This is a genomic window from Microvirgula aerodenitrificans DSM 15089, from assembly GCF_000620105.1.
GTDB classification, from domain to species: Bacteria; Pseudomonadota; Gammaproteobacteria; order Burkholderiales; family Aquaspirillaceae; genus Microvirgula; species Microvirgula aerodenitrificans.
In genome coordinates this window covers 4,650-18,530 of record NZ_KK211073.1, presented here as the reverse complement: position 1 = coordinate 18,530, position 13,881 = coordinate 4,650, and the positions used below count along the sequence as shown (strand labels likewise).

Below are 13,881 nucleotides of genomic sequence, written 5' to 3'. Positions count from 1 at the left end.
ATAACGGAGATTCCATGAGCCAACAATTCGACGTCGTCGTCATCGGTGGCGGCCCCGGCGGGTATGTCGCCGCCATCCGTGCCGCGCAGCTCGGCTTCAACACCGCCTGCGTTGATGCTTTCAAGAACCCGGAAGGCAAGCCGAGTCTCGGCGGCACCTGCCTGAACGTCGGCTGCATCCCGTCCAAGGCGCTGCTGCAGTCGTCGGAAAACTACCACGCGGTCCAGCATGACTTTGCCGCCCACGGCATCAGCGTCTCCGGCGCGAAGATGGACGTCGGCACCATGCTGAAGCGCAAGGAAGGCATCATCGGCAAGAACGCCGGCGGCATCGCCTTCCTGTTCAAGAAGAACAAGGTCGCCAACGTGCACGGCCTGGGCGCGCTGAAGGGCCGCACGGGCGAGCGCTGGGTGATCGAGGTGACCGACAACGGCGTCGTGGTCGACACGCTGGAAGCCACCCACGTGATCCTGGCGACCGGTTCCACCCCGCGTCCGCTGCCGGGCGTCGCCATCGACAACAACCTGGTGCTCGACAATGCCGGCGCGCTGGCACTGACCGCGACGCCGAAGCGTCTGGGCGTGATCGGCTCCGGCGTGATCGGTCTGGAAATGGGCAGTGTGTGGAAGCGCCTTGGCGCCGAGGTGACCATCCTCGAAGCCATGCCGACCTTCCTCGCCGCCGCCGACCAGCAGATCGCCAAGGAAGCGTTCAAGACGCTGACCCGCGACACCGGCCTCGACATCCAGCTCGGCGTGAAGATCGGCGAGATCAAGACCGGCAAGAAGTCGGTCACGGTCGCCTACGAGATCAACGGCGAGAAGAAGAGTGCCGAGTTCGACAAGCTGATCGTGTCGATCGGCCGCCTGCCGAACACCGCCGGCCTCGGTGCCGAAGCGGTCGGCCTGCAGATCGACGAGCGCGGCTTTGTCGTGGTCGACGACAACTGCCACACCAACCTGCCGAACATGTGGGCGGTCGGTGACGTGGTGCGCGGTCCGATGCTGGCGCACAAGGCCAGCGAAGAAGGTGTGGCGGTCGCCGAGCGCATCGCCGGCCAGAAACCGCATATTGATTTCAACGCGATTCCGTGGGTGATCTACACTTCGCCGGAAATCGCCTGGGTCGGCAAGACCGAAGAGCAGTTGAAAAAAGACGGTATCGAATACAAGAAGGGCACGTCCGGCTTCGCCGCCAATGGTCGTGCGCTGGGTCTGGGCATGGCTGCCGGCACCGTCAAGGTGCTGGCCGATGCGAAGACCGACCGTATTCTCGGCGTGCACATCATCGGCCCGTTCGCCAGCGAGCTGATTGCCGAAGCCGTCGTGGCCATGGAGTTCGCGGCGTCGAGCGAGGATATCGCCCGCATCGTCCACGCGCATCCGAGCCTGAGTGAAGTGCTGCACGAGGCATGCCTCGCCGCCGACAAGCGCGCGCTGCATGGCTGATTGACACGGTCGCCCGGATGCCCGGGCGACCGATAGACGAATTTCCTACCTGCAAGGGAAACACGAATGAACCTGCACGAATACCAAGCAAAAGCGCTGCTGGCCAAGTACGGCCTGCCGGTGCAACAGGGCGTGCTCGCCGCAACGCCGGAAGAAGCCGCTGTCGCCTTTGATCAGCTCGGAGGCAAATTCGCCGTCATCAAGGCGCAAGTGCATGCCGGCGGTCGCGGCAAGGCCGGTGGCGTCAAGGTGGTGAAGAGCCGCGAGGAAGCGGCCGATATCGCCCGCGGCCTGATCGGCACCAACCTGGTCACCTACCAGACCGACGCCAATGGCCAGCCGGTCAACTCGGTGCTGGTGTGCGAAGACATGTACCCGGTCCAGCGCGAGCTGTACTTGGGCGCCGTGGTCGACCGTTCGAGCCGTCGCGTGACCTTCATGGCCTCGACCGAAGGTGGCGTCGAAATCGAAGAAGTCGCCCACAACACCCCGGAAAAAATCCTCAAGGTCACGGTCGACCCGCTGGTTGGCCTGCTGCCGTTCCAGGCACGTGAAGTGGCGTTCGCCCTTGGCCTCGAAGGCAAGCAGATCAACGAATTCGCCAGACTGATGACCGGCGCGTACAACGCCTTCGTCGAAAACGACTTCGCGCTGTTCGAGATCAACCCGCTGGCGATCCGCGGCGACGGCAGCCTGTGCTGCGTCGACGCCAAGGTCGGCATCGACTCCAACGCGCTGTACCGCCTGCCGGAAGTCGCCGCACTGCGCGACAAGTCGCAGGAAAACGAGCGTGAACTGAAGGCGTCCGAGTTCGACCTGAACTACGTCGCGCTGGAAGGCAACATCGGCTGCATGGTGAACGGCGCCGGCCTGGCGATGGCCACCATGGACATCATCAAGCTGTACGGCGGCCAGCCGGCCAACTTCCTCGACGTCGGCGGCGGCGCCACCAAGGACCGCGTGATCGAAGCGTTCAAGCTGATCCTGGCCGACCCGTCGGTGCAGGGCGTGCTGATCAACATCTTCGGCGGCATCGTGCGTTGCGACATGATCGCCGAAGCCATCATCGCCGCGGTCAAGGAAGTCAACGTGACGGTGCCGGTCGTGGTTCGCCTCGAAGGCAACAACGCCGAACTGGGTGCCAGGCTGCTGAACGAGTCCGGCCTGAAGCTGACCTCGGCCCAGGGCCTCGCCGACGCCGCGCAGAAGATCGTCGCCGCCGTCCAGGCCGCGTAACCCAGCACAGAAAATCAGGAGTCAACCATGAGTGTATTGGTCAACAAAGACACCAAAGTGCTGGTGCAGGGCTTTACCGGCAAGAACGGCACTTTCCACTCCGAGCAGGCGCTGGCCTACGGCACCAAGGTCGTCGGCGGCGTGACCCCGGGCAAGGGCGGCAGCCAGCACCTCGGCCTGCCGGTGTTCAATACCATGAAGGACGCCGTGCGCGAGACCCAGGCTGACGCCTCGGTCATCTACGTGCCGGCGCCGTTCGTGCTGGATTCGATCATCGAAGCCGTCGATGCCGGCGTGAAGCTGATCGTCACCATCACCGAAGGCGTGCCGACACTGGACATGCTGAAGGTCAAGCGCTACGTCGAAGCCAGCGGCGCACGACTGATCGGCCCGAACTGCCCCGGCATCATCACCCCGGGCGAATGCAAGATCGGCATCATGCCGGGACACATTCACCTGCCGGGCAAGATCGGCATCGTGTCGCGTTCGGGCACGCTGACCTATGAAGCCGTGGCGCAGACCACCGTCACCGGCCTCGGCCAGTCGACCTGCATCGGCATCGGTGGCGACCCGATCCCGGGTACCAGCCACATCGACGCGCTGGAACTGTTCCAGAACGACCCGCAGACCGAAGCGATCATCATGATCGGCGAAATCGGCGGCACCGCCGAAGAAGAAGCTGCCGAATACGCGAAGTCCAACGTGACCAAGCCGATCGTCGGTTACATCGCCGGCGTGACGGCGCCGAAGGGCAAGCGCATGGGCCACGCCGGTGCGATCATCTCCGGTGGCAAGGGCACGGCGGAAGAAAAGTTCGCCGCGTTCGAGAAGGCCGGCATCCGCTACACCCGCAGCCCGGCAGAACTTGGCTCGACCATGGTCGCGCTGCTGAAGGAAAAGGGCATGCTGTAAGCAGCTCCTGATTCCCGTTGGTAAAAACGCCACGCTTCCGCGTGGCGTTTTTTGTTTTCGTCCCGTTGGCGTGTAGCGTGACCCGGTGGTCAATGGGAGGGAGAACGGCGATGAAGCAGCAGGGGTTCACCCTGATCGAACTGGCCATTGCGCTGGCCGTGGTCGGGCTGATTATCGGCATGGGCTTCAAGGGCCGCGACCTGATCGACAGCACCCGCGTGCGCAGCATGCAGGCGCAGGTGCTGCGCATCGGCACGGCGCTGCAGGTCTATCGGGAGAAGTACGACCGCCTGCCCGGCGATGGCTGCGATGAGAGCATGAAGTGCCAGGGCGGCAACGGGCTGCTCGATGCGGATGAGGCCAGACGGGCGTGGACTGCCCTGGCCAGCAGCGGCATCCTCAACCTGTCCGAGCGCAATGCGGCACCGGGCGGGCAGTGGGTGCTGCGCCCGGCCGATGGCGAGCTGTGGCTGGATCTGGCGGTCGACCGGCGCTTCGCCTGCCAGCTGGACCGGCTGATGGATGATGGCGGGTCGACGACCGGGCTGGTGCAGCATCGGGGTGACGGCGCCACCGGCTGGAGGGTGGCAGATGACTGCTGGGCACTGGCCAGACAGGGCACGGTGACCGCCCGCGTCATGCCGTGATCGTGCCGGCGACAGCAAAGGGCTTTGACATCCGCGCGCCGGACCGTTAAAACACCGGCCTTCTTTCCGAGGTCGCCGTCATGTCCGCACCCGCAGTCCGTTATCTGTTGCAAACCCGCGCCGGCTTCGAGCGCGACGCCTGGCAGGAAGTCGAGCCGTGGCTGCTCGAGCGCGGCGTCGAGACCCGGCTGGCCGAACTGGTCGAACAGGGCGGTTTCCTGCTGGTCGACGCGGCCGACAGCCAGCCGGCGCTGAACTGGAGCACGCTGGCCTTTACCCGTCAGCTGTGCCGGGTGGTGGCCGATGTCGAACTGGGCGAGCGTGACCGGCTGACGCCGCTGCTGGCTGCGCTGCGCAGCCGCGGCACGCCGTTCGGCTCGGTATGGCTCGAGGTACCGGATACCAATGACGGCAAGTCGCTGTCCGGCTTTACCCGCAAATTCCAGCCGCTGCTGGAAGAAGGCCTGACCGCCGCCGGCCTGCTCGATACCGGTTCGCGCCGGCGCCTGCATGTGTACTTCCCGCACAAGGGGCGGGCGATTCTCGGCGTCAGCCAGGGGGACGAGGCGGCGCCGTGGCCGATGGGCATCCTGCGGCTGCGGATGCCGGCCGAGGCGCCGAGCCGCTCGACACTGAAGCTGGCGGAAGCGTTCGAGGTATTCCTTGGCCGCGACGGCCAGCGCGACCGGCTGAAGGAGGGCATGACCGCCGTCGATCTCGGCGCGGCGCCCGGCGGCTGGACCTGGCAATTGATCCGGCGCGGGATCAAGACCTATGCGATCGACAATGGGCCGATGAAGGGCGCCTGCGATGGACACCCGCTGGTCAAGCACCTGCGTGCGGACGGCTTCCGCTACCGGCCGCAGCATCCGGTCGACTGGCTGGTCTGCGACATGGTCGAACAGCCGGCCCGGGTGTCGGACCTGATTGCTGCCTGGTTCGTCGGCGGCCTGACCCGGCAGGCAATCTTCAACCTGAAGCTGCCGATGAAGAAGCGGGCACTGGCGCTGCGCGACGCGCTCGACCGGATTGGCGACGCGCTCGACGCGGCGGAAATCCGCCATACCGTCGCGGTCAAGCAGCTGTACCACGATCGCGAGGAAGTCACGGTCTACCTGGCGCGGGTCGGCGGGAAAACGCGCGGCAAGCGCGGCTGACCGACGGCAGGGGCGGCCGGTGGTGGATGCACGGGCGCCGGGGATAACTTGCGATATACTCACGCCTTTTTCCGCCCTTGCAATCCGCCATGCCGGCCATCGAAATCCAGTCCGTCAGCAAGACCTACGGCAAATTCACCGCACTCGACGACGTCAGCCTGACGATCGGCGAAGGGGAATTCTTCGCCCTGCTCGGTCCCAACGGGGCCGGCAAGACCACGCTGATCTCCTGTCTGTCGGGCATTGCCCGCCCGACGCGCGGCACGATCAGCGTCATGGGCCACGATGTGGTCCGCGACTACCGCAAGGCGCGGCGCGCGCTGGGCGTGGTGCCGCAGGAACTGGTGTTCGACCCGTTCTTCAACGTGCGTGAAACCCTGGTGTTCCAGTCCGGTTATTTCGGTCTGAAGCACAACGACGCATGGATCGACGAAATTCTCGACAAGCTTGGCCTGACCGACAAGGCCGACGCCAACATGCGCGCACTGTCCGGCGGGATGAAGCGGCGGGTCATGGTCGCGCAGGCGCTGGTGCACCGGCCGCCGGTCATCGTGCTGGACGAGCCGACTGCAGGTGTCGACGTTGAATTGCGCCAGAGCCTGTGGGCCTTCGTCCAGTCGCTGAACAGTGCCGGCCACACCATCGTGCTGACCACCCATTACCTGGAAGAAGCCCAGGAGCTGTGCGGTCGCATCGCCATGCTGAAAGCCGGCCGGATCATCGCACTTGAGGACAAGGACCGGCTGCTGGCGCGCGAGGACGAACGGCGGGTCACACTGCGGCTGCTGCCGGCGCCGGAACGCCTGCCCGACATGCTGCGCCCGCTGGTGGTGACGCGCGAAAACGACGACGTCACGCTGCGGCTGCCCGACTACGCGTCGCTGGAGCAGGTGCTGGCCGCGCTGCGCATCGAAGGCATAAAGGTACAGGGGCTGTTCTCGCGGGAAACCGATCTCGAGGATATTTTCGTCAAGATGATGCACGCTCAGGGGGTGTGACACATGTACGGCTTCGTCACCCTGTTCAAGAAGGAAATCCTTCGTTTCTGGAAGGTGGCCTTCCAGACCGTCGCCGCGCCGGTACTGACCGCGCTGCTGTATCTGCTGGTGTTCTCGCACGCGCTGTCCGGGCGGGTCGACGTCTATCCGGGCGTCAGCTACGTGATGTTCCTTATTCCCGGGCTGATGATGATGTCGATGCTGCAAAACGCTTTTTCCAATAGCTCGTCCAGCCTGATCCAGAGCAAAATCACCGGCAATCTGGTCTTCATCCTGCTGCCGCCGCTGTCGCATATGGAAATCTTCTCCGCCTACCTGCTGGCCTCGGTCGTGCGCGGCCTGCTGGTCGGCGCCGGCGTGTGGCTGGTGACACTGTGGGCCGGCTTCCCGCCGATTGCGCATCCGCTGTGGCTGCTGGCCTTTGCCGTGCTCGGCTGCGGCATCCTCGGTGCACTGGGCATCATCGCCGGGGTCTGGGCCGACAAATTCGACCAGCTGGCCTCGTTCCAGAACTTCATCATCATGCCGCTGACCTTCCTGTCCGGCGTGTTCTACTCCGTGCACAGCCTGCCGCCGTTCTGGTACGCGGTGTCGCACCTGAATCCGGTTTTTTACATGATCGACGGCTTCCGCTTCGGCTTCTTCGGCCATGGCGACGTCGATCCGTCGTTGAGTTTCGCCGTGGTGGCGACCGCCTTCGTGCTGGTGTCGGCCATTACGCTCAGACTATTGCAATCCGGTTACAAATTGAGGCGCTAACAACCATGGTGACACCTGATCAGATCAAGCAATACATTGAGGCCGGCCTCGACTGTACCGTGCTGGAAGTGCAGGGCGATGGCCACCACTTCGACGCCGTGATCGTCAGCCCGGGTTTCTCCGGCAAATCCCGCGTGGCCCAGCACCAGCTGGTCTACAAGGTGCTTGGCGACCGCATGCGCGAAGAAATCCACGCCCTGTCGATGAAAACCTTTTCCCCTGAAGAGTGGGCCGCCCGCTGATGGACAAACTGAAACTGACCGGCAACGGTCCGCTGAACGGCGAAATCACTGTTTCCGGCGCCAAGAATGCGGCGCTGCCGATCCTGTGCGCATCGCTGCTGACCGCTGACACCCTGTACCTGAGCAACGTGCCGCAACTGCGCGACGTGCTGACCACGCAGAAACTGCTGCAGGGCATGGGCGCGCGGGTCATGACCGACAACGTCTGCGAGCTCGAGATCACGGCCAGCCACATCGACAACCTGGTCGCGCCGTACGAACTGGTCAAGACCATGCGCGCCTCGATCCTGGTGCTCGGCCCGACCCTGGCCCGCTTTGGCGAAGCCAGCGTCAGCCTGCCCGGCGGCTGCGCGATCGGCTCGCGCCCGGTCGACCAGCACATCAAGGGCCTGGAGGCGATGGGCGCCGAGATCGTGATCGAGCACGGCTACGTGAAGGCACGCGGCCGGCTCAAGGGGGCCCGCATCACCATGGACATGGTCACCGTGACCGGCACCGAGAACCTGCTGATGGCGGCGACGCTGGCCGAAGGCACCACCATCCTCGAAAACGCCGCCCGCGAACCGGAAATCACCGACCTCGCGGTCTGCCTGAACAAGATGGGCGCGCGCATCCGCGGTCTCGGCACCGACACCCTGACCATCGACGGCGTCGAACGCCTGCACGGTGCGCATCACGCCGTGATGCCGGACCGGATCGAAGCCGGCACCTTCCTCGTCGCCGGCGCCATGACCCGGGGCAAGATCCTGCTGCGCAACGCCCGCGCCGTGGATCTGGAAGCCGTACTGGACAAGCTGGTCGAGTGCGGCGCCGTGATCGAGGCCGGCGACGACTGGATCTCGCTGGACATGAAGCAGCGGCCGAAGGCAGTCAGCCTGTGCACATTGCCGCATCCGGCCTTCCCGACCGACATGCAGGCGCAGTTCATGGCGCTGAACAGCATCGCCGACGGCGTGTCGACCATTACCGAGACCATCTTCGAGAACCGTTTCATGCACGTGTCCGAACTGGCGCGCATGGGCGCACGCATCGAAGTGGACGGCAATACCGCCACCGTGACCGGCGTCGAACGGCTGTCCGGCACCACGGTGATGGCGACCGACCTGCGTGCTTCGGCCAGCCTGGTGATCGCCGGCCTGGTAGCCGATGGTGAAACCCTGGTCGACCGCATCTACCACCTCGACCGCGGCTACGAGAATATCGAAAAGAAGCTGGGTGCCGTTGGCGCGAAGATCGAGCGCATCAGCTGATCGTGCTGCACGAAAGCAGGAAACCCCGGACCGGCATCGCCGCTCCGGGGTTTTTCATGTCGGCCCCATCCGGTCCGGCGATTCCCGGGCCCGGCAACAAGTCGGCACAGCCTGTCCCGCACACGGCTATTTCTGGTGTAAGTAATTTCTTATTGTTGTTTAAGTTTTTTCTTGGTTATTTGCAGTAATTTCAATGGGTTGAGTGCGTAAAGTTTGCGGGGGGAGGGCCGATCCAGTTGAGAGGTTCTTCATTCTGGAAACGACACGATGCGTCCTGTGTACTATCGCCTGCAAGCTCTCGGGCGGCAGCAATCTTTCATGCGCATGCGCGCTTGCCGGCTGAGTCTGAGCCGCTGGCTGCGGCAACTGCTGACGACTTTTTACCGCGCGAGCGGACTGGTGGTCGTGGCAGCCTTCTCCTTCGGCCCTTCGATGGTGGAAGCCAGGGAGAACGCCGAGGAAGTCTCCTCTTCCGGCCGGCGCGGCCGCAGCCATCAGAGCGAAGGGCTGCTGGATGAAGTCTGGACCTTGCCGGAAGACCCGTGTCCGGACGAGGATGATCTGTCGGGCCGCTGTGGCCGCGGACCGGAAACCGTGGATGAGACCGGGGCCGGACCGTTGCCGCTGACGGACCTGGCGCCGCCTGCCATTGCCGGCGTGGCGGCACTGTCCGCGCTGGTGATGACGCGAAACGGTGAGGGCGGCAGCTCTCCGGCGGCGCCTGCCGCGACTGCCGTGCCCCCATCCATGCCCGCATCTGCCACGCCGCCGCCGGCCTCGCCATCGCCAGTGTCATCCCCGTCTCCGGCTGGAGGGGCAAACGTGTCCCTTCCTGCGTCGTCACAGCCGACCGTGGATTCGCCACGGCCGCTGGTTGCATCATCACTGCGCGCGGTGCCGCAGTCCGATGCATCGTCCCCGCCGTCCCGTGACTTGCTGCCGCAGCCGGTCGCGTCGCCGCTTCGGTCTTCCATTCCACCGGCAGACGTCGCTGCGCGCACCGGCCCCCAGTCCGGACTGGACCTGCACGGCCAGCGGCTTCTGCTCGGCAGTGGCATTCAGAACAACACCTCCGTCTTGAGAGCGGGGGCGCTGTCGCTGGCGGAGAACACCGTTTTCACCAACACCGGCATCATCGACGATGTGGTGCTGGCGGTCGATGGCGGCAAGCTGTACAACGCCGCCGGAGCGGACATGACACTGGCGTCGTCGGGCAGCAGCCAGTTTCGTGGCGGCTCCCGCATTGTCAACGAAGGCACGCTGACCCTGTCCCGTGCGCTTTCCGGCAGTGGCGTGCTGCTGAACCGGCCAGACGCCCTCATGCGTCTGAGCGGCGCCGGCGAAGTGCATTCCAGCCGCGCCGGTTCGTTCATCAACCAGGGCGACATTCAGGCGAGCGGGGCGACCGCGGATGGCCGGAGCCGGGCGATTTTCGTTGACGGCTGGTCCCACGGCGCCGGATTGACGCTCAACACCGGATCGATGCGGGCGAGTGGCGGGTATGGCGTGATGGCGACCGGCAGCCGCATGCAGCAGGAAGGGCGCAATGTGTTCGTCAATCGCGGCGACATCGATTTCAGCGCAGAAGCAGGCGCGACCCGGGCCCTGCACGTGAAAGCGCATCATCGCGGTCACGACCTGCTTAACGATACGGGAGGCGTCATCACCGTACGGGGTGATAATGCCGTTGCCATGCAGAGCGACAGTGATTCGCAGATAGTGAATCGCGGCACCATCAATCTGGGCGACAAGGGCGACAGCGGACGCGGCATGGTGGCCATGGTGCTGGGCAATGCCGCCAGCGGTGCCATTGTCAACGATACGGGCGGGGTGATCTCGATCCGGGCGAAGGCATCGTACGCATTCCGGGTCGATGGCAGTGCCGGCATGCTGATCAACCGGGGCGAGGTCAGGCTGGACTGTGGCGACGGCAGTTGTGGCATTTTTGCTGACAATTACAGCCGTGCGCGTGACGCCAGCGGTAGCGCCGCCGATGCCGGTTTCGCGTTCCAGCACCGGATCGGCGAAGCGATGTCGGCGACGCTGGCTGCCCTGACGTCGCCGCCCGGCGATGCGCAATGGCGTGAGCAGATCGCGGCAGAGGCCGCCGGTCGACAGCCCGCAGGCGGCCGGATGCCGCTGTCCTCTCCCCCGTGCGACCTGCGCGGCCAGCAACTGCTGGTCGATTACCAGCGCCAGCTCACTCATGCCGATACCCTGCAGAACGGTAGCTTGCTGGTCGCCAGCAAGGCGACATTCAGCAACCGCGGTGCGCTTGAGCGCGTTGCACTGGATGTGACCGGCACGGCGGACAACCAGTCCGGCGGTCACATCGTGCTTGACGCCCCCGCCCGGATCCGCGGCCAGTTCAGCAACCAGAGCGGTGGCGACGTGCGACTGCACAGGGAGGGTACATTCCACTACCGGCAGGGCGGCTCGTTTGCCAATCACGGCACGATCGTGGCGACGCAGGCCGCGCCGGACCCGTCCGGGCGGGCAATCCTCGACGAGGGCGGCACGCCTGACGGACTGCGGATCAATACCGGCACCCTGAGTGCGGATGGTGGGTATGGCGTGATGAAGACCCGGTCGGCCATGGCGGCCGGGCGCAATGTATTCGTCAACCGCGGCGGCATCGGTTTCGCGGCCGGGAACGGGGCGGCCCGGGCGCTGCAGGTCGGCACGTCGCATACCGGTCACGATCTGCTCAACGACCGTGATGGCGTGATTGCCGTGAGCGGCGACAATGCCGTGGCAATGTACAGCGACAGCGACTCGTTCATGGTGAACCGCGGCACATTGCGCCTCGGGGAGCGGGGGACGCGCGATACCGGCATGGTGGCCATGGCACTGGGCCGGAATGCGACCGGCACGATCGTCAACGATGTCGGTGGCGTGATCGACATCCGGGCCAGGGAATCGTATGCCTTCCGTATCGAAGGGGATGACGGTCACCTGATCAATCGCGGTACCGTGCGCCTGGACTGTGGCGATGGCAGTTGCGGCGTGTTTCGCGACGCCGGCACCGCCGCCCGGGATGCCGGCGGCACGGCGGTCGATCGTGAGCGGGTCAATCCGGCCCGCCTCCAGCAGGCGCTGGACGAGGACCGGCCGCGTCGCGCGGCGGCCCCGCTGAACGGCTATGTGGTCGGCACCTTGCCGGACGGCAGCGCCGGTACCCTGTCCGGCTCACACCTCGATGCGCGGGGCGTGATGATCGATACCGGCTTCACCGCCGGCACGGCGGCGCGCGAAGCCACGTTCGACAAGGTGCTGCGGGGGGAGCGGATCGACGGCATTGACGGCATTGCTTCGCGGACTGCCGTATGGCAGGCACAGGCGCATCGCGATGGCGACGGTGATGTCGGCGTCACCCTGAGCAAGAACGACTACCGCGAGCTGGTCAGCGACAGCGCATTGCGGCCGGTGGCCGCCGCGCTGGAACGCGGCTACGACGGACGCGCCCTGTATCGCAGCCTGGAACTGGGCAGCGCGGCGGAAATCACGGATGCCGTGCGCCAGCTGTCCGGCGCCGGTCTCGACCGGGCGCTGCGTCCGCTGCAGAGGCTGGAACCGCGCTTCGACCGGATGGCCGATGCCGCCCGGCCGGATGCCGCCGGCTTCAGCTTCTCCCTGCTCGGGCGCGGCGAGCCCGGCTCGCGCCTGGGAGAGGTATCACATGACATGGCCGTGGTCGGCCAGCGCATCGGGCTGGGACCGGATGACCGGATCGATGTGCGCTATGGCATCGCCAGTCTCAAACCGCAGGCGGGAGCCGGCCGCAACGGCCCCGACGGCATCAGCCAGGTATTTGAGCTGGACCATGCCCGCGTGCTGGGACGCGGAGTCAGAATGGAAAGCCGTGTCCGCTACCTTCAGCACCAACTGAATACCCAGCGAACGCTGCGCTACGGCAGCGTCGACGAGCAGGCCAGTGCCAGCCATCGGCGCGACCAGTTCAGCGGGCAGACGCTTCTGGTGCAGTCGCTGCCGGTGGCGGACGGGCTGACGCTGGAGCCCTCGTTCGGCATGCGCTGGCGTCACCAGCGCGACGCGGCACTGGAAGAACGCGGTGCGGGCGACTACGGCTTGAGCCTGTCGTCGCAACGCCAGACGGCGCTGGATGGCGTACTGGGATTGCGGATTGGCTACGACGGCGTTCATCCCGGCACCGGCCGCGGGTGGCGCGTCGATGCCGCCCTGAATGTCCGCCCGCTCCTGTATCGGCAGCGCGGGGAGCGGATGGCACGGCTGAACGGCGCCCCCGATGCCCGCTTTGCCTTGCCGTCCACGAACGATGACGGCAGCGCAGCCCATGACGGGCAGCTGGGCCTTCGTTACCAGGGGCAGGCGGGGCGCTTCAGCCTCAATGCCTACATCGGCCGTGAGGGGGCCGCTCGCGACAGGGGGGTGAGTATCGATTACCAGTATGCGTTCTGACCGGCGAGGCAGATTCGGAAAAGGGAGAAACAGCCGGCCATTTCCATGGCGCCCAATGGATTATTCCTGCTTTTGGCGGGGATATTTATAGGGTCATTCATGGAATAACTGCCTGTTAGTTTCGGCGCTTTCTTATGGAACCGGCTGGGGGACTGGATTGAAATGGGGGCTTGTGTTTATTCCGGACTGATGGGGCTCCCGCATGAATTCAACCTATGCTTATCCGAACGATACCGGCCTTCTCTCCCGCTGGCAGGGGGCCACCAGACCGCTCTCGTTTCTGCGAGGACTGAACACTTTCCTGGGAGCCGGTAGCGTGATGGCTGCCGTGATGATGGCCGGTGTGGTTCCGGCGGCCGAAGGGCGGGAACCGGCCACTACCTCCACGACCTGGAGGGGGATGGCACGGTCGGAGGACGTCGATGAGGAGGCGCGATGCCTTGCGGCAAGCCCGGCCGCTATCCCGTGCCGGTACATGTCGCTGGCCGCGTGGCCGGCGCACAGCGCATGGGGACAGGAAGGGGGCGTGGCCGGGGAGAAGTCGGGCTGGTTCGCCGGGAAGGGGCTGGTGCTGGCCGGAGTGGGCGGCTCCATTGCCCTGACCGCGCTGGCGCTGGCCAGCAGTGGCGCATCGGGTTCTCCCGACCGGGGGCGGGCAGCCACCACCGGCCCCGCTGCAGGCAAGCCTCCCGAGCCGGTTGCCCGGGTGGTTCCTTCGTCCCCATCTCCGGATATATCGTCTCCCCCCAACGACGTGCAGCCGCCCCCCAACGACGTGCAGCCGCCCCCCAA

The 13,881-nt window shown here is 65.5% G+C and carries 11 protein-coding genes; all 11 read left to right on the top strand.

The window, feature by feature from the left end; all coding sequences use genetic code 11:
* The first annotated feature begins 14 nt into the window (after window positions 1–14).
* On the top strand, window positions 15–1,448 hold the full coding sequence (gene lpdA / locus Q352_RS0119000) for a dihydrolipoyl dehydrogenase (protein WP_028500671.1): 1,434 nt from the start codon (window positions 15–17) through the stop codon (window positions 1,446–1,448).
* A 66-nt stretch (window positions 1,449–1,514) separates the two neighbouring features.
* Window positions 1,515–2,684, top strand: a complete 1,170-nt coding sequence (gene sucC, locus Q352_RS0118995) for an ADP-forming succinate--CoA ligase subunit beta (RefSeq protein ID WP_028500670.1) — start codon at window positions 1,515–1,517, stop codon at window positions 2,682–2,684.
* A gap of 27 nt (window positions 2,685–2,711) precedes the next feature.
* Entirely contained in the window at window positions 2,712–3,596 is an 885-nt protein-coding gene (gene sucD / locus Q352_RS0118990) for a succinate--CoA ligase subunit alpha (RefSeq protein ID WP_028500669.1), read from the top strand.
* A gap of 110 nt (window positions 3,597–3,706) precedes the next feature.
* Window positions 3,707–4,243 (top strand): type II secretion system protein, encoded by a 537-nt coding sequence (locus tag Q352_RS0118985; protein ID WP_028500668.1) that lies wholly within the window; start codon window positions 3,707–3,709, stop codon window positions 4,241–4,243.
* A gap of 80 nt (window positions 4,244–4,323) precedes the next feature.
* Window positions 4,324–5,400, top strand: coding sequence for a 23S rRNA (cytidine(2498)-2'-O)-methyltransferase RlmM (gene rlmM / locus Q352_RS0118980; protein ID WP_028500667.1), 1,077 nt, complete (start codon window positions 4,324–4,326; stop codon window positions 5,398–5,400).
* A gap of 89 nt (window positions 5,401–5,489) precedes the next feature.
* The gene (locus Q352_RS0118975; RefSeq protein WP_028500666.1) at window positions 5,490–6,398 is read left to right on the top strand and encodes an ABC transporter ATP-binding protein; all 909 of its coding nucleotides are present in this window, start codon (window positions 5,490–5,492) and stop codon (window positions 6,396–6,398) included.
* A 3-nt stretch (window positions 6,399–6,401) separates the two neighbouring features.
* Window positions 6,402–7,157, top strand: coding sequence for an ABC transporter permease (locus Q352_RS0118970; protein WP_028500665.1), 756 nt, complete (start codon window positions 6,402–6,404; stop codon window positions 7,155–7,157).
* Window positions 7,158–7,162: 5 nt separating this feature from the next.
* Window positions 7,163–7,399: a BolA family protein gene (locus tag Q352_RS0118965; protein WP_028500664.1), complete on the top strand. Its 237-nt coding sequence runs from the start codon at window positions 7,163–7,165 to the stop codon at window positions 7,397–7,399.
* Window positions 7,399–8,649 carry a UDP-N-acetylglucosamine 1-carboxyvinyltransferase gene (murA, locus tag Q352_RS0118960; RefSeq protein WP_028500663.1) on the top strand — a complete coding sequence of 417 codons (1,251 nt, stop codon included), beginning with the start codon at window positions 7,399–7,401 and terminating at the stop codon, window positions 8,647–8,649. Before Q352_RS0118965 ends, murA begins: the two co-directional genes overlap by 1 nt.
* A gap of 681 nt (window positions 8,650–9,330) precedes the next feature.
* Window positions 9,331–13,089 carry a pectate lyase-fold domain-containing protein gene (locus Q352_RS0118955; RefSeq protein ID WP_373280129.1) on the top strand — a complete coding sequence of 1,253 codons (3,759 nt, stop codon included), beginning with the start codon at window positions 9,331–9,333 and terminating at the stop codon, window positions 13,087–13,089.
* A gap of 202 nt (window positions 13,090–13,291) precedes the next feature.
* Window positions 13,292–13,881 (top strand): hypothetical protein (locus Q352_RS23985; protein ID WP_211249661.1); only part of this gene is annotated, 590 nt, incomplete at its 3' end.